The organism is Priestia sp. YIM B13486 (genome assembly GCF_042787865.1).
GTDB lineage: Bacteria > Bacillota > Bacilli > Bacillales > Bacillaceae_H > Priestia > Priestia megaterium.
Genome location: NZ_JBHZOZ010000012.1, coordinates 1 through 22,051, shown reverse-complemented (window position 1 = coordinate 22,051; position 22,051 = coordinate 1). Strand labels below are relative to the sequence as shown.

Here is a 22,051-nt window from a genome sequence, read left to right as displayed (position 1 = left end):
TTTTCTCCTGTTCCTTAATAAACTCTTGCCATTTCAAGGTTTTTCACCTTATCTTCATAAGCTTCCTGTACATGCTGATTTTTAGATACCTCTGCTACTCCTACATGCCACCATGATTCATAACCGTTCGTCATAGTTTTTGGCAGTACTTTAATATCAATTAGCGTAGAAACCTCTTGTTTTTGTGCATCTTCTATCGCCGTTTTTAATTCTTCAAGAGAACTTACGCGATACGTTTTTACACCGTAGCCTGCGGCGCTGGCTGCAAAATCAATTTTCATCACGTTTCCGTTTAGTTTTCCTGTTTCATCGTTTCGATAACGAAACTCTGTGCCAAAGCTCCCCATACCGTTTGACATTTGAAGGTTATTAATGCACCCGAAGCCTGAGTTATCAAACAGTAAAATGTTTATCTTTTTTCTTTCTTGAAGGCTTGTAATAAGCTCTGAATGAAGCATTTGATAGCTTCCATCTCCAACCATCGCATACACTTCCTTAGCTGGTTCTGCCAGCTTAACTCCAAGTGCGCCTGATACTTCATATCCCATACATGAATATCCATATTCCATATGATAGGTATTAGGTTTAGTAGATTTCCACATTCTCTGTAAGTCGCCTGGAAGACTTCCTGCTGCACCAACAATGACGGAGTTGTCATCAAGGAGCTTATTCACCTCTCCAATTACTTCGGTTTGCGTTAATTGAGTACCAAGTGATTCTACATATTCAGCTAAGCTTTCATCTAAATGACCTTGTATTTCCGGAACAAAATCTGCACCAGTAAAACATATGCTATGCAGACGCTCTAATTCTGTTTCCCATGCGTCTTTAGCATTTGCAATTTCTGTTGTATAACCAGACTGATAGCCAATTGATTTTAGCTCTTTCATAAGAGCAAGCAATCCTTCTTTTGCATCAGCTACAAGTTTCACAGCATCAAGTTTATTTGCATGAAATTCAGACGTGTTAATGGTAAGAAATTGCACGTTGGGATGTTGAAAAAGCTGTTTAGATGCTGTTGTAAAATCAGTAAATCGAGTGCCTACTCCAATTACTAAATCTGCTTCTTTAGCGATTGTATTAGCAGCTGAGTTCCCTGTTACACCTATTCCGCCCAGATTATAGCGATAGTCACTTTCAACGGCACTTTTCCCTGCTTGAGTTTCTCCAAATGGAATATGGAACTCACTAGCAAATTGTTTTAACTCTTTTACAGCTTCTGAATACCGAACGCCTCCTCCACAAATGATGATTGGCTTTTTCTTTGTTTTCATTAATTGAATTGCATCTGCTAGACTGTCCCTAGTCGGAAGGCGGCGCTCAATGCGGTGAACGCGCTTTTGGAAGAAATAAGCTGGAAAATCCCATGCTTCCCCCTGCACATCTTGAGGCAAACAAATAGTTACAGCTCCCGTATCTGCTGGATTCGTTAATACACGCATCGCATTAATCATAGCTGTCATCAATTGTTCAGGGCGGCTTACGCGATCCCAGTACTTACTCACTGGTCGAAAAGCATCGTTTGTAGAAATAGATAAATCATATGACTGTTCAATTTGCTGCAAAACGGGATCCGGCTGTCTAGTTGCAAATACATCACCAGGAAGCAGCAAAATTGGAATATTATTAGCTGAAGCAGTGGCTGCCGTTGTAACCATATTTGCTGAACCTGGCCCCACTGAAGATGTGCAAGCCATAATTTGCTTTCGATGTTTTTGTTTTGCAAAAGCCATCGCTGCATTGGCCATTCCTTGTTCATTACGTCCTTGATATACATCTAGATTTCCTGGATCTTCTTCCAAAGCTTGCCCAAGACCTACCACATTTCCGTGCCCGAAAATTGTAAAAATCCCTTTAATAAACTGATGCTGCTTTCCATCAAATTCAACATACTGCTGATTTAAAAACTTCACTAATGCTTGTGCCGTCGTCATTCTAACTGTTTCCATGCTTCTTTCTCCCTTCTAGTACTAGATTGCGATTTAAAAAAAGGAAGCATAAGGAATATCTTTAATTCCTGATACTTCCTTTAAAAATGAGATGCGATTTTTAATGAATTACTTACCAGCGCGTTGTTACCATTTTCTTTCTTGTATAAAACTCCACGCCATCCGTACCGTTTGCATGAAGATCACCATAAAAAGAATCTTTCCAGCCAGAGAATGGGAAGAATGCCATAGGTGCCGGTACCCCTACATTTACTCCTAACATACCAGATTCAATATTTTCACGGAACTCACGTACACTTGCGCCGCTATCTGTATAAATACAAGCACCGTTTGCAAATCGAGAGTTATTAGCTACTTCAATAGCTTCTTCTAATGTTTTCACACGTACAATGGACAGCACAGGTGCAAAAATTTCATCTTGCCAAATTTTCATTTCTTGCGTAACATGATCAAAAATCGTTGGTCCGACAAAGTAGCCATTGCCATTTACTGCTGCATCTGTGCGACCGTCACGAATAAGCTTTGCTCCTTCTTGCACGCCTGATTCAATATAGCTGAGCGTACGCTCTTTATGATTTTCACGAATAACTGGTCCTAAGAAGACATTTTCTTCTAAGCCGTCGCCAATTACAATATCATTTGCTTCCTCTACTAATCTTTCAATTAGCTGATCCGCAATTTCTTCTTGTACAGTAACAACAGATGCTGCCATACAACGTTCACCTGCTGAACCAAAAGCGGCTCCGATAATTTGTTTTGTTGCTACGTTCAAATCTGCATCCTTTAATACAATTGAATGGTTTTTAGCACCGGCTAAAGCTTGAACACGCTTTAAGTTTTCCGTACCTTTTTTGTACACGTACTCAGCTACAGGCTGGGAACCTACAAACGAAATAGCTTTCACTAACTTATGTTCAAGAAGACCGTTTACCACATCATGCGCGCCGTTTACAATGTTTAATACACCTTTTGGCAAACCAGCTTCTTCAAATAATTCTACTAATCTTGCAGCTAAAAGCGGTGTACGCTCAGAAGGCTTTAACACAAATGTATTGCCGCAAGCGATCGCAAGCGGGAACATCCAGCAAGGAACCATCATTGGAAAATTAAACGGCGTAATTCCCCCAATGACACCAATTGGGTAGCGGTACATGCCAGACTCAATGTCTGTTGCAATATCAGGAAGCTGTTTCCCCATCATTAACGTAGGAGCACCCGCCGCAAATTCTACACATTCAATACCACGCTGCACTTCGCCTCGCGCTTCGTTAAAGCTTTTTCCGTTTTCAACCGTCACTAACTTTGCTAATTCATCCCAGTTATCTACTAATAGCTGCTGATACTTGAATAAAATTCGTGCACGTTTAGGCACGGCTGTTTTTGCCCACCCTTTGAACGCTTCATTTGCTGCTTGCACCGCTTGATCTACGTCTTCTTTTGTAGAAAGAGGTACCTGTGCGATTAATTCACCTGTCGCTGGGTTATACACAGGTTCCGTTTTTGATGTAGCTGATTCAATCCATTGTCCACCAATATAGTTTTTTACTGTTTTTACTGCTGTCTGTGTCATAGAATATCTCTCCCTTTATCTCATTTTAATAAGTTGCTATTCCTTTAATCTCTCAAGATTTTCCCTTTGTTTATTAAACTTCCTGCAAAACTTCCGTTGCTGTCTCCATAAAGTTGAAGAGCTCAACGCTTGTCGGCATAGCATCTGAACAGCTGTGTTTTGAAATTACAATCGAAGCGGAGGCACCCCCCAATCGCATTGCCTGTGGAATTTCCAGCCCTTGCATCAATCCGTAAATAAAGGCTGAAGCATATGAATCACCAGCACCAAACGTTTTCAGAACTTTTGTTTTAAATATTCCTCCGCGGTGAGATTTACCATCTCTTGTATAGGCAATAGACCCTTCTCCACCGTGCTTAATCACGACGATTTGAGCATGGTGAGAAAACCAGCGCTTTGCTGTTACTTGATCATTAGATTCTTTATAATTTAAAAGTTTTTCCATCATGTCAAACTCTTCTCGCGTACCAATAATTACATCTGATTTTTCAGCGGCTAAATTAAAATAGACTGCCGTTTCAGCTTCCGATTCCCATGTATATGGACGATAGTCGATATCAAAAAACACTACAACTTCATGCTTGCGTGCGTGTTCTAGTGCTAAAAACACTGCTTCACGAGAAGGACTTTGCGCAAGAGCTGTTCCAGATATTAAAAGTGCCTTTGACTGTTTGATATATTCTTCGGATACTTCTGTAGGACTTAGCTTTAAATCCGCTACGTTATCACGATACATTAAGATGCTGCAATCTGTAGGGCTCTTGATTTCCGTAAAAGCAAGCCCCGTTACGGCCCCCGTTTTATCAACAACAATGCTATCTGTATTAATCTTATTTTTTTGCAGATAATCCATAATGAAGCGTCCCATTTGATCATCTGATACTTTTCCGATAAAACCGGTTTTTAGACCTAGCCTTGCTGCTCCAATCGCAATATTAGCCGGAGAGCCTCCGACATATTTAGTAAATGTTTTAGTCTCTTCCATTGGACGCTGTGTTTCATTTGCATTTAAATCAATACATAAACGGCCAACAGCGATGAAATCTAACCCACGATTTTCTTTAAAAACAAGCGGATTCATCTTTATTCCTCCTTAGTTAAGCGCTTTCCTAAAAGGGTAGAAAGACCAATTTCTTTCATCCCCACGTTTACTGTCATTAATTCACTGCGTATTTTTTATGTTCAATCTTCACTGGCTGCCCGGATAGTAAAGATTCTTTTGCTGCTTTAGCAATCCGTTCTGCTTGTAACCCATCGTTCCCTGTACAAATAACGCTTTGCTTTTCCATAATTGCTCTTGCAAACTGTGTCACTTCCGCTATGTACGCTTGTGTATAGCGCTCAAGAAAGAAATACAGCGGCTTCTCTTTGACTACGCTTTCGCCTGTTGATATTTCTACTGTAGTAGGACGGCAATTGTCAGCGGCAGCTGCACCTTTTTCACCAAAAACTTCAAGGCGCTGATCGTAACCGTAGACAGCTTGACGACTGTTATCGATTACACCTAAAGCTCCATTTGCAAATTTTAATGACACAATTGCTGTATCTATATCCCCTGCTTCTTCAATAGCAGGATCGATGAGCGTCGTGCCGTAAGCCGATACTTCAATTACTTCACTGTCCATTACATAACGAGCCATATCAAAATCATGAATCATCATATCCATGAACAATCCTCCTGAAGCGCGAACGTATTCCGGACTCGGAGGCTGAGGATCTCTGGAGGTGATTTTTAAAATGTGCGGCTGTCCTACTTCTCCTTGCTGTACAAGATCATGCACTTTTTTAAAGTTGGGATCAAAGCGTCGGTTAAAGCCAACTTGAAGCTGCACGCCATGTTCTTTTACTACTTCTAACGCTTGGATTGTTTCTTCTACTGAAAAACTAACGGGCTTTTCACAGAAAATATGCTTTTTCGCTCGAGCTGCTTCTTTAATAATCGATGCGTGCGTATTCGTTGGCGAACAAATGAATACGGCATCAATTTCTGGATCAGCTAATAAATCTTGATAATTTGTTGTTAACGTCGAAATTTCTTTACTTGCAGCCCATTCATGTAAATGGTCTACTACCACATCTGAAACCGCTTTAATTTTTATTTGCGGCATTAATTTTAAATTATCAACGTGTAATTTCCCTATGCGTCCAGCACCAATTATTCCAATTGTAAGAATCCCCATCTTATTTTCCCCTTTAATTAAAAGTTAAGAAAACATTCGCTCAAACCTTTATACAGGTTAAGCGCTTTCCTGATTCCAATTATACATAACGTTTTCTGAAATGCAAACAGTTTTTATAGATTATTTAGAATATTTGTTTTTTAACATTCTAAATGCACACTATAAAAAACTATTTTTATTTTTTATCTATTTATCGATGAAACATAAAGAAATTCTCTATATTCAAGTATTTTTATCATGAATTCAATGATTATTGACTTACATACTAATATTTTTATAATCGAAATAATTTAATTGAAAATTATATATATTTAAAATTTTAATTGACGTTCAAAAAATGTAAGCGTATACTTTTTATCAAATAGATTAAGCGCTTAACCAAATTAGTCTGATGTTTTACACAAAATAATCGATCTGGTGGTGTGGAAAATGAATGAATTTATTTCCAGAAAAACGGCTTTAGACAGGATTGGGATCCCTTCTCATTTAACGTGGGGATACATAGGTATTATTGTTTTTATGATTGGCGATGGTTTAGAACAAGGATGGTTATCTCCTTATCTTGTAGAACGAGGTTTAACCATTGAACATGCTGCTTTACTGTTTACTGTTTACGGCATTACGGTCTCTGTTTCTTCCTGGTTCTCCGGCGTACTGGTTCAACTGTGGGGTCCTAGAAAAGCAATGGCATTCGGCTTGATATCCTTTATTATTGGTTCAATTGGATTTATAGGTTTAGGACTTCATATTATGAATTACACCATTATACTAATTTGTTATGCTCTTAGAGGATTTGGTTACCCTTTATTTGCTTACTCATTCTTGGTCTGGGTGTCTTACCGCACGCCCCAGGAAATGCTTTCAAAAGCAGTAGGCTGGTTTTGGTTTGTCTTCCAGCTCGGATTAAGCGTAATCGGAGCCTTTTACTCAAGTTATATGGTTCCAAAAATCGGAGAAATCGCTACCTTATGGAGTGGTTTACTTTTTGTTTTGATCGGTGGAATCTTTTCGATTATTATGAATAAAGACAAGTTTACCGTACAAAAAGTAAACGATAATAAAACAAAAGAATTAATGAAAGGGATTACAATTGCATTTGAGAACCCTAAAATAGGAATCGGCGGTATCGTAAAGATTATTAACTCTGCTGCTCAATTTGGATTTGTTGTTTTCTTGCCAACATATATGATGAAACATGATTTTACGATGAGTGAATGGTTGCAAATCTGGGGTACATTGTTTTTTGTGAATATGGCTTTTAATATTATTTTTGGTATTGTTGGAGATAAGTTTGGCTGGGTAAATACAATCAAATGGTTTGGCGGAGTTGGATGCGGAATTGTAACACTTGCTCTCTACTATGTACCGCAATTCGTCGGACATAATTATTGGGTAATGATGATTGTCGCATGCTGTTACGGTGCAACGCTAGCAGGTTATGTCCCTCTTACAGCGTTAGTGCCTTCTTTAGCTCCGGAGAATAAAGGAGCTGCAATGTCTGTGTTGAACTTAGGATCTGGACTTTCTGCTTTTGTAGGTCCTTTAATTGTGACCGTTTTTATTGGTCTTTTGGGCACGGGCGGCGTAATTTGGATCTTTGCTTGCTTATACTTCTTTGGTGCTTTTCTAACTGGTTTCCTTACGATTCCAACAGAGACAACTATTAAAGGCGAAACAATAAACGAAGTCAAAAGTCCGGTCTCTCTATAAATATGCTTAAGAAGAAAAAGCTGCAGGTGTCTCAACACCTGTAGCTTTTTTATCTTCTCTATTTTATAACTTTTTTACCGACGCACGTTCTACTAGTTCGGGAATAATCGTTACTCGCTGTTTCGCATGCTCTTCTTTTTTCATAGACTTTAACAGCTGTTCAAACGTACTAGTAGCCATCTGAGAAATGGGTTGTTCAATCGTTGTCAAACCCGGCTCAGCAATATCAGCATAAATCGTATTATCGAATCCAATTACCGACAGATCTCCCGGGATCGAAAGCCCCTGCTTTCTTGCCTCGTTTATGAGCGATACCCCAATTAGATCTGTACATGCAAAGACTGCTGTTGGCCTATTAGGTAAGGAAAGCAGCTGTTTACTTGCTCTCCTGCTATCTTCTACTGTTGAATAACAGCTGATAATGGATTGATTTTCTAGTGATAAATTTGCTTCTGTGAGCGCTTGTTTAAATCCCGCTAATCGTCCCTCACTGCTTTTTCTATCTTTTTCAGTCATAATTGTTACCGATTGATGACCTTTTTCTATTAAATACGTACCTGCGATATATCCTCCGCGAACGTTATCAATTGTCACTACATGCGTTGAAATAGAAGGATGGTCAACTGAAAACAATACAAGCGGTACATCATGCTTCACGATCTTCTTTACGAGCTTCGTATCATTTAGTTCGGTTGCGATAATGATTCCATCTACTTGTTTTTTAAATAAAAGATCTATATATTCATGTTCGCGCGCAGTTTGATGATCTGTACTGCATAAAAAAAGCGTGTATCCCGCTGCTCTAGCACTATTTTCAAAAGCTCTTGCTACCTCTGCAAAAAAAGGATTCGAGATATCAGGAACTAGAACACCGATCGTGTACGTCTTTTTTCCTGTTAACGCCGCTGCAACACTGCTAGGCTGATAATCTAATTCCATCATTACTTCATTCACTTTTTTTATAGTTTTTTCACTAATACGGCCTGTTTGATTGATTACTTTGGATACAGTGGCTATTGATACCCCTGCTTTTTTCGCAACATCGTAAATGGTTGGTTTCACTTTCACTGTTCCTTTCTTCGTGATCTCTTTCCTTATTTTATCACGAAAGTATTCAATCGTTTATTTTAGATACAATCTTTCGTTTTAAAAGAGAAATAAAAAAGCTGTTCAATGTGCAACAGCTTTTTTTAAAATGATTAATTTTTCAACGATTGTTTGCTCATCCATTCCATTATGCTTGTTGTGCTTCCGTTTATTTTAGCGTTGGGCTCATTATTATACAGATATATCCAAGATGAATGTCCATTATACTGATAGGGCGAACCATCGTTATTTTTATACAAGCCTGTGGTGTCATGGACATCCTCAAATAGTGATAAATAAACATTATTTGCATGGCTTTTCACCAAACGTTCATAAGTTGGAAGAGTGTTAATTGTTGGCGGAAGGACCGTATCATTCTTGGCGGCTACGAACCAAATAGGTGTTTCTTTCATCTTTTCAATATCTTGATTCGTAATTAATCTATCATTTAGTCCTTCACATACTGGAAATGCTGCTGCAAAGTATTTTGGATAATCACGAATCATAAGCATAGTCATATATCCGCCATTAGATGCTCCTCCGATATAGATTCTATTGGGATCAATATCAGGGTTTTTAGAAACATATTCTTCAATTAAGGCCATCAGTGATTCTTTATAAATAGAAGTTCCATCCGCTTTACTCGTATAACCATCCATCCATTTTGTTGGCGCTTGCGGTACTAAAACGTAGGCACCTTCAAAATAAGCCTGAGTTTCTTTTGTGATAAAACTAACAGCTTTATTGGCAGATAAGGGAATTGTTGCATCTGTTCCTCCCTCTCCTCCACCATGTAGCCAAATGATTAATGGATTCTTTTTCTTATCCTTTGCCGGTGCATGACTTGCGTATGCTAATTCTATATCTTGATATATACCTTTTTTAATTGTAAAATCATCTACGAGTTCTTTTTTCTCTCCCGCAAACTGTTTCACTACAAGCCCTGACAACTTTCCTTTATTTGTTATCATGTCTTTTTGCTGAGTAATGGTATATTGACTGTCTATCCATGCATTTAACCCTGTACCATATTCATCGTAATTTAGTGGTGCTCCTAATGAAACAGCTGGTCCAACTTCCATTTCTAAAACTGCATATTTTCCAGTATGTACGGCTGGTTGTCCATCTTTATCGGATACATAGGCTTTTTTTACTGTACGACCTCCTTGTTCCAATAAAGACGGTTCTAATCGACTATCACTTCGAGCCACATGCACCTTAAACGTTTCTTTTGTAAGTGAATTGGTTGGAACAGGTTCACCTAAGTCAATAATAATTTTTGTGATCGCCGCTCCCCAGTCATAAATCTCTGTCACTGTACGATAGGATGTAGATTTTTCATGCGTCTGCTTCGCCAGCGCTGCTTTCTCATAAGAGAGTACAATGCCAATTGCTAAACTCAATGTAATAGCCAATAGTACAGACTTTTTTAACCTTTGATACATAGCAAATCTCCTCCTTTTAAATAGAATAGGAATATTAAAATTCTCCTTCTATCTTAATCGTTTTGTAACCGCTTACTTATTTGTGTTCTATTTTACTTGCCCCCTCTCTCTTTCTACACATAATTATTTTCCGTTACCTAGCGGAAACTTTTGGTTCTTTATTCCAATAAGCATATTCTATAAGTCCCTGAAAAAATTTTTTTATTTTATGTATAAAAACTATCTATTAATCAAATCATAATCTTAACCTTATAAAAGGAGTTGATTATGATGGCAAACAGCAGAAATAAGAGCAGCAACGAATTAGCAGTACACGGTGCTCAACAAGCAATCGATCAAATGAAATATGAGATCGCTAGTGAATTTGGCGTAACTCTTGGTCCTGACACAACTGCACGCGCAAACGGCTCAGTAGGCGGCGAAATCACAAAACGTCTTGTGCAAATGGCTGAACAGCAACTTGGCGGCGGACGTTTCTAAATCACTATCATAAGCAATACGGCTGGAGGAAGAGCGAATAATCGTTCTTCCTTTTCCCATTTTTACATAATCTCTTATCGCATTTCTTCTCCTCTATATGTATCTAAAACAAAACCTCTCCATAACGTTTACGTTCCGTTATATAAGGTTCTCTTTCTCTCACAATAGATTGTTTATGATAAAACATAAAAAGAAGTTCCTTTTATAGGAACTTCTTTCATCTCACTCTATAAATGTGCAAGCTCTTTAGATATCTTTTCGGTCTTTGCTTTTAGCTGCTCTTGCTGACCTTCTAAGTCAGCAAGAACAGCTAATACTTCCGTATTCTCTGGTTCTTCTTCATACTGTTTTAACGTAGCAACAAGAGACTGTGAAACTTTGATGAGCTTCTGATTAACTTCTTGCTGCTGTTTTAAATAGTCAAGTTCGTATTCTGTTTTTTCTAGATTTCTCATCGGTCCCCTTCCTTTCGTTAACTAGCTTTTATTTAAGAACGCAGTCTTTTATTATCGCATTTGGTTACTTCAACATTACCTTATTTTATTTTCGTGATTGCCGTATAACATTTTTTCATTCATTGGGTCAGCTGATTTTTCAGCAGGTGTCACTGTTTGTCCTAGAGCTGAATTGTGTTTATCATGCTCAACTGCGTCTACCATCAGCAAAACTTTTCCTTTTTTAAGATCAGATACATATGAGGAAGCTTCTGCAGCAGGTACACCATATTCGGTTAATTGATTTTCGATTCGATTAACATCTTGATCCATTTTTTCTTCAGACGGCGTAAAAGCATTTTTTATTTTCTCCATAAAGGATTGATGGTGCTTTGAGTGTTGATCTGTATCAACTGTTTGCACATCAATTCCTGCAGAATGCTCAAGCGCTTCTGTATTTTCATGACGCAGACCGCTGTTTGTCAAGACAGAAAGTGCACTGTCCGGATATCCCTGTGTTTTTAAATTTCGAATCGCTGTAATAACCGCTGCCTCTGAATCATACGTACCTACTACATTTTTTGTCATTTTCTATTCCTCCTAGGTATTATCATTTTTTAGCTTGTTATAGTATTAATACCCTTGGATTTTTTGGTAAAACTTTTTAATTTTATCTCTAACTCTCCTTACAAGGAGAAACCAATAAAATAACAGACCTGAATCTAAAAATTCAAGTCTGCTTCATGATATCAATGATTTGTATTATAAAATTGGTGACAGTAAGCGAGATACCGCTTCTTTAAATTTTATAAGAAGAGAGCGCTCTTTATATCGTTCAAACGTTAATTTTGAACTGCATTGCACATCTTCAAGAAACAGGTTCTGCAACTTTTTGGCAATAGGCTGGTCATATACAACTGCATTCACTTCAAAATTAAGGCTGAAACTTCGTGGATCAATATTCGTCGTGCCTACAGAAGACACTTCATTATCTACTACAATCGTTTTAGCATGCAAAAAGCCTTTTTCATAGAGATAAATATGTGCACCATACGTCAGCAGTTCGCCTACGTGAGACCACGTAGCCCAATAAACAAAAGGATGATCGGGTTTGTTTGGAATCATAATATGAATCTCTACTCCAGATAATAAAGCAATTTTACAAGCATCCATAAAGCTTGCGTCTGGAATAAAGTAAGGCGTTTGAAGGTACACACTTTCTTTGGCCGACATAATCAATGAGATATACATGTTTTTCAGATGCTGAGTAGTCGAGTTTGGCCCGCTTGCTACAATTTGTACAGGAACCGTTCCAGAATGAGTTTCTGTACGATGCAAAAATTGTTCCAGTTCAATTGGCTGCTTTGTTGCTTGATGCCAATCTAAAATGAATCTCCCTTGAATATCGTTCACTGACTCTCCTTTAATACGAAAATGAGTGTCTCTCCAATAACCCATTTTTGGATCTAACCCTAAATATTCATCTCCTACGTTAAATCCTCCTATGTATGCTACTTCACCATCAATAATACAAAGCTTTCGATGATTTCGATTGTTAATCCGAAAATTAATTAAGCGAAGAATTGAAGGGAAAAACGCCTGTGCTTCGCCGCCATATGAAATAAGCTCCTTAAAAAATGATGGCGTCATTTTTCTAGATCCTACTTCATCATAAAGAACGCGAACCTTTATGCCTTCTTTTGCTTTTTTTGTTAGCTCATCTCTTAATTTTTTCCCAAGATTATCTCGTTGAATAATATAATATTGAATATTAATTTCTTTTTTAGCATTTCGAATGTCCTCAAACAATGCATCAAATTTCTGATTACCATCACTAAAGATATCAATTTCATTGTCCGTGCGCACGAGTGACTTAGAAGAATTTAAATTAGTGAACAGCAATTTATTATGTTGAATCAATAAATCATTTCGATACTCATGGGTAGCTTTAAGTTCTTTTAATTGTTCATCTACTGAAGATCTTAAATATTCCCGCTCATCAGATGATAACTTATAAAAGTTCTTCTGTTTTAGCTGTCTTCCAAAGAATAGATATACAATAAAGCCGACAATCGGTATAAAAAATAAAATAAGAAGCCACGCCCATGTAGATCCTATATCTCTTCGTTCGATGAAAATAAGAATACCGGCTAATAAAACATTAATAGCTGTTACAACAGATACACTTAGTGTAAAGATATGGGCAAATTCCATCCTATTACTCCTTTCTTTCTACTGCATTGCTTTATTAACTCATTTCCGTTTTTAACGCTTTCATTCACTTTACTATACATAACACAGATCGCTTCCTTTTTCACCTTTAGGATTCAAATTTTTTTCTTTTTTGCTACACTAAAAATGTGAAATATTTCTTTTATGGTGTATTAAAAACAAGGGGGGAGATAATTTGTTTTTTTCGTTTATTTTTCTTAGCCTCATCAATGTATTTGTCAGTATTAGCCTGGGGTATACGGCTTATCAATTATTTAGAAAAGCATTTATTGGAGGTATTCTTACGTGTATCCTTGCTTGCAGCGCTCCTATCATGTTTGTATGGCCTTCCCTGTTTCTATCAACGGGCATATCACTTTTTCTCTACTTTCTCATTATTTACTCAAAAAAGCACATATCATCTAATATATAAATAAAAAACACGAAAATCTAAGATTTCCGTGTTTTTTATCTACAAGCTGTATACGTAATAATCTTGCACGTGATATGAATTGAAACCGCATGTTTCGTAGAGTTGCAAAGCGCGTTTGTTTTTCGCTTCAACCTCAAGAAATATATCATATCCTAGCCGAAACTGCTTTAAAACAACTTGTTTTAAAGCGGCTTTTCCTATTCCTGATTTTTGGTAAGAAGGTAAAATACCAAATCCATAAATCCATGCTTCGCTTTTATCATACGATACCCTTAACTTTCCAACCGCTTGACTATTGTACTCTACGATAAAATGAATTTGCTGTTCTTCCGTTTTCGTTTGTTCATAATAAGCAGCTGCTTCTGTTAAAGACATACCAAAGCATTCCACATCGACTTGTATTTCCATTTTCATATCTGTATCTGATTGGGAAGAGCGAAGTGTAACAAAGGGATTATCATCTTCCAATTCTTTTTCTGCCCACTTCATTTGATATTCTGAAAAAGTAAATGAACATGGAATTTGCTTTAAGAACTCCCTGCCTGAAACCGAATCGCCAGGAGCATTTAATAAAATCTCTGTATACCCACGCTTCTTACATATATGTAAAGCTTGAGAAAACAGCTTTGAAAAAATCCTTTTTCGGCGATAGCTAGGAGCGACCATTCCGCATATTTCTACTGTATTCCCAAACCCATAAAGACCAATAAACCCAACAAGCTGATTATCTTCATAATGAAAAAAATCGTTAACTTCATTTTGTTTTCGACTTCGTAACATATCAAAATTCAGCTTCAGCTCTATGTGCTCTTCTTGTTCGCAAATAGACTGTAGCTTTTGTATATCTTCTAACACATGTTGTTCTAACATAAAACGCCCCCTGCATTCTTCTTTTTATTATAAGTTCGGCTTTATTTAACTTTTTCCTTTCATCTTTAGCGCAATAGTCGAATAATTATAGGGTAAAAGCAAGATCAAAAAGCATATAGAGTAATCAAACTAAATAGGCGGGGTGCTTATGAAAAAGACCATTTTAATAAGTTTTATGGCACTAGTTGCTTTAACCATTATTTATTGCCTGCAGAAAGAATTCATTTTCGCTTTAGCTTTGTGGAGCATTTATGGAACAGTATTATCTGTTTTTGTATATTTTTCTTTTTACAAATCAACGGAAGATCGCGAGGAGGAGTAGCAATAAAGCTATTAAAAGGTCGGTGAAATAAACTTTTTTACAGACCTTTTATAAATTTACAACTGGGATATATGTTGGTAACAACTTAGAAACAAGTAACCCTTATTCTTAGTGTTATAGAAAAGTTATTACCTATTTCACTAAGGAGTTGGATATTTGTATGAAGACAATTACGAAATCTATATCGGTTTTAGCATTAGCAGCGGGCTTTACTTTTTCATCTCTATCTGGAACACTGCCATTCACTCACGAGCAAACAGCAAGTGCAGCAGAAAAAATAAACGCACCGTTCAGCGTATATGAAGTGACCGCAAACGTACTCAATATACGTGCAAAACCTAGCACTCAGGGAAAGATTCTTGATACATTAAGAAAAAAAGATCAAATCGAAGTAGTCAAGTTTGTAAATGCAGACTGGGCCGCCATTAAAATAATTGGCGGCACCGGATATATCAGTACTTCCTATTTAATGAAAGTCCCTACTACTGTTCATACAGCTGCTAACCTTAATTTACGCACAGGGCCTAGCACAAGCAACAAAGTTGTAACAACTATTCCTAAAGGAAAAAGCGTCAGCTTCTTAGCTTGGGGCTACTCAAAAGATAACAAGCTTTCATTTGATTGGGCTTTTGTAGAATACAACGGCTTTAAAGGATATGTAAGCACTGCGTACTTACAGTTACCTACTTATAGATAAAAATAGATAACTCCCTTGAATTATTTCAAGGGAGTTTATTTATGGACACCTGATTAATAGTGCCCTGCCCATGAAGCACCGATGATAATTAGTAAAATAAATAGCACAACGATTAGCGCAAAGCTACTTCCGTGACTTGATCCGTATCCGTACCCATAACCATAACCTCCGTAAAAACTCATTTTCTTTCACCTCCCTTTTTTGTAGAATATGTGAAGGGAAATGAAAACGAACATGAGTATTCTTTATCACAAAATTCATTATAATTTATAAACGTTAACTCTTTTACTAGTAAGGCATAGGATATATCATCCCGTGCTTCATCTCTACATCTTTCCCTCGTTCCCCTTTTTAAAGTAAGGGTATATTCCAGCAATACAAAAAAAGAAGAGTTTATATAACTCTTCTTTTTTATTGAACCAGATTATCAACTTGCATGTAGTCATTATAATATTCTTCTAACGTAATTCCTTTCTTAGACACCTTAGAGGCGAGTTCTTTTCCGACAAATCGTATATGCCACGGCTCATATTTATAACCTGTAATCTGCTGCTTTCCTTCTGGATAGCGAACAATATATCCGTATTTATATGAATTTGCTTTAATCCATTTGGCTTCAGGAGTATCTTTAAAACAATCTTGAGCTGCACACTTACCGGTGCTGCCTGATACATCTATACTTAAACCAGTTTGATGTTCACTGCTGCCTGGATGAGCACTGTAATGATTAGCTGCCGCTTCTCCATCTTGTTTTATATACGCTTGATAAAGAGATTCTTGACGACTTTGAGAACGATAGGCAGAAACACCGGCTAGGTAAATTCCTTCTCGTTCAGCAGCTGAAAACATCCTTTCTAATGCTTTTGCTGCTTCTGTACGCATTTGGCGCTTTTCGATTTTTTCTTTAAATACAAACCGAACGTCTGGGTATACAAGGTCAGTGGGTTCATAGTGATCAGGAAGAAGATTTTGCTTGTTTACTAACACAGCAATGGATTCTGGGTTCCCTACAATTTCTATACTATTCTGCTTCTGTTTAGAAGAAGATAAAGGATTATGATCAGACGTATTCAAATGATCATCGTGCTGAAATAATCCTTGATAGCCTAGATACGAGAATCCTGCGATAACACCCAGCACTATTAGTAAAGCCATTTTTTTATAAAGTTTCATATTTCTATACTCCTGACATATTTTCAGCTTTTTAGGACACTCAAACATTGTATACAAATCAAGAAATAATTACTAATATAACAAACTAATTCCTACTATAAATTTTAGTATGCCCGGACCTAATTTTTTCAAACGTTCATTTTAAGCATAAAAAAAGAGATGTCTCCTAAAAGACATCTCTCTTTACTTCTATTCTATAAGACTAGTATTAGTCGATAACTGTAATTTTAACTGATCTTCTGCCCCAGTCTTGTGCAGCACTATCTGAAGAAACGAATACATCAATTCGATTTCCTTTAATTGCGCCACCTGTATCTGCTGCTACAGCTTGACCATAACCTTCAACGTATACTTTTGAACCTAATGGAATAACGCTAGGATCAACCGCAATTACTCGTTGATTTGGATTTGATTTTAAATTTACTCCAGTAGCTGTTGTACCACTGCATCCAGCACAGTTAGCTGTATAAGCTGTTGCTTCAACAGTCATAGACTTGCCGCTAGCTTGCTGTTGAGACTGCTGTTGCTGCTGTTGAGCTGCTTGTTGCTGTTGCTGAGCTGCTTGTTCTTTTTGTGCTTGCTCTTGTGCTGCCTGTGCTTGTGCTGCTGCTTGAGCTTGCTCTTGTTCTTTTTGTGCCTGCTCTTGTGCTGCCTGTGCTTGTGCTGCTGCTTGAGCTTGCTCTTGTTCTTTTTGTGCCTGCTCTTGTGCTGCCTGTGCTTGTGCTGCTGCTTGAGCTTGCTCTTGTTCTTTTTGTGCCTGCTCTTGTGCTGCCTGTGCTTGTGCTGCTGCTTGAGCTTGCTCTTGTTCTTTTTGTGCCTGCTCTTGTGCTGCCTGTGCTTGTGCTGCTACTTGAGCTTGCTCTTGTTCTTTTTGTGCTTGCTCTTGTGCTGCCTGTGCTTGTGCTGCTTGAGCTTGCTCTTGTTCTTTTTGTGCTTGCTCTTGTGCTGCCTGTGCTTGTGCTGCTTGAGCTTGCTCTTGTTCTTTTTGTGCTTGCTCTTGTGCTACCTGTGCTTGTGCTGCTTGAGCTTGCTCTTGTTCTTTTTGCGTTTGTTCTTGTGCTGCTTGTTCTTGCTGAGCTTGTGCCGTTTGAGACTGCTGCGCTTGTGGAGCTGCCTTTGCTACTGGCGCACTAGCTGTTTGAGATTGAGCTGCTTGTGCCGTTTTAATTTTAAATTGTTCTCCAGGGAAAACTAAGTCTGATGTTAAACCGTTCCATTCTTTAATTTCTTCTACTGTTACGCCATAATGTTGACCGATTGACCACAAATTGTCACCACGTTTTACAGTATGTACGATTTCTTTTATGCTAGATAAGTTTAGTGTCTGATTTGGATAAATTAGTGTTGATGTTAAGTTATTAGCATCTTTTAGCTCGTCTACGCTCACATTATGATTTTGAGCGATTTTCCATAAAGTGTCACCTTTTTGTACTTCATACGTTCCGCTTGTAGAGGCAGATGCTGCACCTACAAATCCTGCTGAAAGAATTGCCGTTGTCCCTAGAGTAAATACAAATTTCTTCATTTTCCGAATACCTCCTTATTTACTCAATGACTGAATGATACCACCTGTTCATTTCACTTCCATTACAGGAATATTTTACTTTTATTACGGATTTAATTAATTTTAAACATTTTCTTGTAATATTTCTGACAATTCATTTTTGAATAATGATTAAATTTCATCAAAATCATGTCAAAATTTGAAGAAAACTCTATAAAAAGTTGGAGTTGTATTCGGTGATAAAAGTAACTTATCAGCAAAAAAAACCTTCTAAAAGCAGTTAGCTTTTAGAAGGTTTTTTTACTGATATGAAACAGTTAAAGTTGGAGCATATGCAGGATTGTCGCCCCCATAAATTTCAACTACGTCACTTAAAAAGTCCGCTGGACCTGAGCTTGACAAGCGAAACTGAGTTTTGCCGGTCCTATTCATATATCCCCAAAGCGAGGAAGGAAGTTGAATAGTTGTATATCCATTATTGAGTGAAGGCACTGATATTTGGAAGCCTCCTGAAATAGATGGTGAAGCCTGATAATCTATTTGTTCTAAAGCACTGCTAGTTCCAAATACACCGCTTTTAATATCGCCTTTCAAAGATGAAATATTACCAGTTGAAGATTTGCGATAAATTTTTAAAGATACATCCCTAATGATTGCATCATCAGGTAAAGAACCTGTGTCAAAAGATAAAATGGTTCGGTATGTGTCGGTATTGTACATTCCTTTATCCCCAATTTTATGAATAGAACTACTCATACCGTCAGCTGATAAGTTTCCGATAAATCCATCTTCAGCAGTAAGTGAAGAAAATACTGAAGATTTCTCTGAAGTTCCAGAAATTTGATAAACTTCCGTCTTTACTTCCTCTTGGTTACCCGCTGCGTCTACACTAAAAAACTTTACTGTTTTGCTAGAGTTGATGGTAATAGGCTCAGAGTACTTTAGAGAATTAACAGTTGGTAAGCTTCCATCTAATGTATAGTAAGTGGTGGCAGGTTCATTGGTTGATAATGTAACAGAAACAGAACTTCCATACGTTCCTCCCGCTGGTGAAGCAGCTGTAACCGGTGGGGATATATCTCCTGGATTAGGAGCATCACCATTTTTCGGATGGCTTTTAAAAAAGTTCCAGCTTAATTTAGTTGCATTTGGTCCTTTAGGATCTGTATAAGAACCGGATGTACTTCCCCCTGACCAAGCATGTCCCATTCCTTCTATCATGTACTTTTCCATTACTGTTTTTCCTGCTGTATCTTTGTAAATATATTGCGTATAGCTTCTTCCACCAGATACTGTACCTGTTGCAGTTTGATCTGCCGTATCATCAATATCGTTATTATCCAGCCCATCAGACGCTCTATCATTTGTTTGAGCCCATTGCGATAATATTTGATGCGCATTTATAGGCGCAACAGTGTAGTCAGCTGTCCCATGAAACAAAATAACTGGAACCACTCGTTTATGATCTCCCATGGCTGAATAGGCTAAATCTCCTTGTTGGATAGGATTAGGGCCTCCAATGCTCATTGCTGTATAAGCACCTGTCACATTAGTCGCTGCTTTATATTCTAAGCCAGCCCCAACGCTGATAGCCGCAAATATGTCTGGATAAGTAGCTCCCATAATAACACTCATAGCTGCTCCAGCAGATAGCCCTCCAACAAAGACTTGGTCGGCATCTATTGAATAACTGCTTTTTATTTGATTGATCATTCCAGCAATTAACGCTGGTTCACCGCTTCCCCTTGATTGATGAGCAGTATCAAACCAGTTCCAACACTTATTTGAATTAGCAGAAGAGGGTTGTTCTGGATAAAGAACAAGAAACTTCTCTGTCTCCGCCAGTTCATTCATTTGTGTTCCTGCTGCAAATTGATCAGGGTCTTGAGTACAGCCATGTAGCATAACTACTAGAGGTAAGGCAGCACCTCCCTGATAACTGCTAGGTACGTACAGTTTGTATGTCCTTCCGTTATATGTTTTAGAGGTAAAACTTCCTGCGGCTGAAGAAGATACAGCACCTAAAGATAAAAAAAGTATAAAAATCATCCCTGCTATAAATAATCGTTTCATCTTCCTGCTTCCTCCTTATATTGATATGGTTATACTTAGCAGCAAACGTACATATCGGTATGGTATGGAAATGAATAAGAATTACTAGTAAGATGATAGCAAGGTTTTATGTAATAAAATTTATATTAACTGCACGATTTGCCTACGGTTATGAGGACGAATAAAATCATTCATCTCCTAAAAAAAGAAAACGCTTACATAAAATTGTAAACGATTATGCCGATAAATACTATAAAAAAGACATACCTTTTAAAAATAGGCCGGTATGTCTTCTATGGATTGCTTACTTAAGTATTCATATTGTGACTCGCTGCAATTTACCATAGCAATGGATTGAGGATAACGTTGTAAATGAGAAGGGAGCTCCTTAAACCCAAACTGATGATAATATTCAGGAAGAATATCGCTATACAGCATAAAAATAGCGCTGCGCTTCTCTATCTTCATCTTTTTAAAAAAGTCTTCAAGCATATCACGGCCATACCCCATTCGTTGATAAAGCTGGTGTACAACAACAGATCCAATACCATGCAAAGCAAATTTTAATCGAGGAGTTTGTAAAAGAAGCAAAATAAATGAACCAATAATTTGATCCTCTTCATTTACGTATACATACCGAATTCCATATGTTTCTTCTTTTTGATTATCTCTCACATACTCTTTGTACGTCCTGCCTTTAGGCCATGCGGCATATCCCATTTGATAGACTTCTGCCAATTCTTCAGACTTTATTTTTCTTAATAACATGAACATCCCCTCTTTATTTATAATCCCATACGTCAGCAGACATTTTTTATAAAGTTAAAAATAGTTCCTGTATGTATATATTATACTTCATCCTACGGAAGCTTTCTTGCTCTGAGTCCTATTAACAGCTAATATGTGAGCTACTTTCTCAAAAAACTAGAAAAGTTCCTGATAGTTGTTCCTCACCCATAGCAGTCATATAGGTAAAGATACTCTTTATCATTCCATAAAAACATAGAGATGTAAATGTATTTCCAGCTTCATTTAGCATTCATTACGTATTACTCATCAAAAAAAGCATAGAAACTACGTTCTATGCTTTACAGTGAAAGTCATCATCATTTCTTAAGCCTTTTCGTTCTCTACATACTCCACTAGATGAAAGAAAAAACGATATGTAAGAACAAGAACTTCACCTATCGACATTTTTTCATTAAACTCTTTTATAGCATCTAACTCAATATTCACATCCCATAATCCATCTTTATCATTAAATAAAAGTTGGACGCTTGTTGGACTTTCATTAAGTTCTTTAGCAAAAAATTGTTTTAGTAAAGAACCGAATTTTTTTTGCATATGTAGCCCGGTTAATACTTTATATGTGCCAAACACATCATCCACTTCAAAAGAACATCCATCAAGCTTAATAAATTCGAACCATTTTGATTCTACATATAGAAATTCACTTCTGTGTTCTTTCAAGTAAGAAATGGGCGTATCTAAAAACGAAAGAGGAGATTCTTCTGCGATCAGCTCGTCCGTTTCTTTATCTACTCTTTCGATATAAGAATCTTTAAAACGTAAAGATTCCTCTTTTTCTTCTATCATCAGGTTTTGCGGTACCAACTTTTTTTGCAACGCATATTCCTTTTCTTCCTGGTATAGAGATAAAGATTGACCTTGAACGTTCATTTCTTTTTCAATATAAGTTTGAATATTACTTTGTAACATGAAAAAACCTCCTGATTAATCTGCATCACTATCTTATATCATAACCTAAACAAGTGTTTATAAATATAGCCAAACAAAAAATCCTTAGGCTATGCCTAAGGATAATAATGATATATTCAAGTATGTATAAAAGATAATTTGGTTGCGGGGACAGGATTTGAACCTGCGACCTTCGGGTTATGAGCCCGACGAGCTACCGAACTGCTCCACCCCGCG

20 protein-coding genes and 1 tRNA gene are annotated in these 22,051 nt (G+C 37.4%); 4 read left to right on the top strand and 17 right to left on the bottom strand.

The window, feature by feature from the left end:
• Positions 1-14: 14 nt before the first annotated feature.
• The 4 genes from iolD to iolG form a co-directional block, all read right to left on the bottom strand.
• Complete coding sequence (gene iolD / locus ACFX4G_RS22975) at positions 15-1,949, bottom strand: 3D-(3,5/4)-trihydroxycyclohexane-1,2-dione acylhydrolase (decyclizing) (RefSeq protein ID WP_377577227.1); 1,935 nt, start codon at positions 1,947-1,949, stop codon at positions 15-17.
• Between the two features lie 112 nt (positions 1,950-2,061).
• Positions 2,062-3,519, bottom strand: a complete 1,458-nt coding sequence (locus tag ACFX4G_RS22970) for a CoA-acylating methylmalonate-semialdehyde dehydrogenase (RefSeq protein WP_043982695.1) — start codon at positions 3,517-3,519, stop codon at positions 2,062-2,064.
• 73 nt (positions 3,520-3,592) lie between these two features.
• The gene (iolC, locus tag ACFX4G_RS22965; protein WP_230184815.1) at positions 3,593-4,600 is read right to left on the bottom strand and encodes a 5-dehydro-2-deoxygluconokinase; all 1,008 of its coding nucleotides are present in this window, start codon (positions 4,598-4,600) and stop codon (positions 3,593-3,595) included.
• A gap of 76 nt (positions 4,601-4,676) precedes the next feature.
• On the bottom strand, positions 4,677-5,699 hold the full coding sequence (iolG, locus tag ACFX4G_RS22960) for an inositol 2-dehydrogenase (RefSeq protein WP_050691411.1): 1,023 nt from the start codon (positions 5,697-5,699) through the stop codon (positions 4,677-4,679).
• Positions 5,700-6,128: 429 nt separating this feature from the next.
• Between iolG and ACFX4G_RS22955 the strand changes: the two genes are divergently transcribed.
• Positions 6,129-7,409, top strand: coding sequence for an MFS transporter (locus ACFX4G_RS22955; protein ID WP_098548648.1), 1,281 nt, complete (start codon positions 6,129-6,131; stop codon positions 7,407-7,409).
• 63 nt (positions 7,410-7,472) lie between these two features.
• On the opposite strand, the gene ACFX4G_RS22950 is transcribed toward ACFX4G_RS22955, so the two are convergent.
• Together ACFX4G_RS22950 and ACFX4G_RS22945 are read right to left on the bottom strand one after the other, a co-directional pair.
• Positions 7,473-8,471 carry a LacI family DNA-binding transcriptional regulator gene (locus tag ACFX4G_RS22950; protein ID WP_013055218.1) on the bottom strand — a complete coding sequence of 333 codons (999 nt, stop codon included), beginning with the start codon at positions 8,469-8,471 and terminating at the stop codon, positions 7,473-7,475.
• A gap of 137 nt (positions 8,472-8,608) precedes the next feature.
• Positions 8,609-9,940, bottom strand: coding sequence for a prolyl oligopeptidase family serine peptidase (locus ACFX4G_RS22945; protein WP_230184817.1), 1,332 nt, complete (start codon positions 9,938-9,940; stop codon positions 8,609-8,611).
• 270 nt (positions 9,941-10,210) lie between these two features.
• Between ACFX4G_RS22945 and ACFX4G_RS22940 the strand changes: the two genes are divergently transcribed.
• Entirely contained in the window at positions 10,211-10,420 is a 210-nt protein-coding gene (locus ACFX4G_RS22940; RefSeq protein ID WP_016762907.1) for an alpha/beta-type small acid-soluble spore protein, read from the top strand.
• Between the two features lie 227 nt (positions 10,421-10,647).
• Here the strand turns inward: ACFX4G_RS22940 and ACFX4G_RS22935 are convergent, their stop codons facing one another.
• The 4 genes from ACFX4G_RS22935 to ACFX4G_RS22920 all read right to left on the bottom strand — a co-directional run bounded on the left by ACFX4G_RS22935 (position 10,648) and on the right by ACFX4G_RS22920 (position 14,368).
• Entirely contained in the window at positions 10,648-10,875 is a 228-nt protein-coding gene (locus ACFX4G_RS22935; protein ID WP_028410211.1) for a hypothetical protein, read from the bottom strand.
• Positions 10,876-10,950: 75 nt separating this feature from the next.
• On the bottom strand, positions 10,951-11,442 hold the full coding sequence (locus ACFX4G_RS22930; protein WP_230184818.1) for a YflT domain-containing protein: 492 nt from the start codon (positions 11,440-11,442) through the stop codon (positions 10,951-10,953).
• A 174-nt stretch (positions 11,443-11,616) separates the two neighbouring features.
• On the bottom strand, positions 11,617-13,068 hold the full coding sequence (cls, locus tag ACFX4G_RS22925) for a cardiolipin synthase (protein ID WP_043982686.1): 1,452 nt from the start codon (positions 13,066-13,068) through the stop codon (positions 11,617-11,619).
• A 469-nt stretch (positions 13,069-13,537) separates the two neighbouring features.
• Positions 13,538-14,368, bottom strand: coding sequence for a GNAT family N-acetyltransferase (locus ACFX4G_RS22920; RefSeq protein WP_377577221.1), 831 nt, complete (start codon positions 14,366-14,368; stop codon positions 13,538-13,540).
• A gap of 148 nt (positions 14,369-14,516) precedes the next feature.
• Here ACFX4G_RS22920 and ACFX4G_RS22915 point away from each other — a divergent pair, with 148 nt between their 5' ends.
• Positions 14,517-14,690 (top strand): hypothetical protein, encoded by a 174-nt coding sequence (locus ACFX4G_RS22915; protein WP_165575601.1) that lies wholly within the window; start codon positions 14,517-14,519, stop codon positions 14,688-14,690.
• Between the two features lie 160 nt (positions 14,691-14,850).
• Entirely contained in the window at positions 14,851-15,387 is a 537-nt protein-coding gene (locus tag ACFX4G_RS22910) for an SH3 domain-containing protein (protein ID WP_043982683.1), read from the top strand.
• Positions 15,388-15,440: 53 nt separating this feature from the next.
• Here ACFX4G_RS22910 and ACFX4G_RS22905 read toward each other — a convergent pair whose 3' ends face one another.
• The 7 genes from ACFX4G_RS22905 to ACFX4G_RS22875 form a co-directional block, all read right to left on the bottom strand.
• Positions 15,441-15,569 (bottom strand): YjcZ family sporulation protein, encoded by a 129-nt coding sequence (locus tag ACFX4G_RS22905; protein WP_013081587.1) that lies wholly within the window; start codon positions 15,567-15,569, stop codon positions 15,441-15,443.
• A gap of 229 nt (positions 15,570-15,798) precedes the next feature.
• The gene (locus ACFX4G_RS22900) at positions 15,799-16,560 is read right to left on the bottom strand and encodes a M15 family metallopeptidase (protein ID WP_377577218.1); all 762 of its coding nucleotides are present in this window, start codon (positions 16,558-16,560) and stop codon (positions 15,799-15,801) included.
• A 208-nt stretch (positions 16,561-16,768) separates the two neighbouring features.
• Entirely contained in the window at positions 16,769-18,085 is a 1,317-nt protein-coding gene (locus ACFX4G_RS22895; protein WP_377577215.1) for a LysM peptidoglycan-binding and 3D domain-containing protein, read from the bottom strand.
• Between the two features lie 279 nt (positions 18,086-18,364).
• The gene (locus ACFX4G_RS22890) at positions 18,365-20,137 is read right to left on the bottom strand and encodes an extracellular catalytic domain type 1 short-chain-length polyhydroxyalkanoate depolymerase (RefSeq protein WP_377577212.1); all 1,773 of its coding nucleotides are present in this window, start codon (positions 20,135-20,137) and stop codon (positions 18,365-18,367) included.
• A gap of 249 nt (positions 20,138-20,386) precedes the next feature.
• Positions 20,387-20,884 (bottom strand): GNAT family N-acetyltransferase, encoded by a 498-nt coding sequence (locus tag ACFX4G_RS22885; RefSeq protein ID WP_013081583.1) that lies wholly within the window; start codon positions 20,882-20,884, stop codon positions 20,387-20,389.
• Positions 20,885-21,229: 345 nt separating this feature from the next.
• The gene (locus ACFX4G_RS22880) at positions 21,230-21,835 is read right to left on the bottom strand and encodes a hypothetical protein (protein WP_013081582.1); all 606 of its coding nucleotides are present in this window, start codon (positions 21,833-21,835) and stop codon (positions 21,230-21,232) included.
• 139 nt (positions 21,836-21,974) lie between these two features.
• Positions 21,975-22,051: transfer RNA gene (locus tag ACFX4G_RS22875), tRNA-Met, on the bottom strand.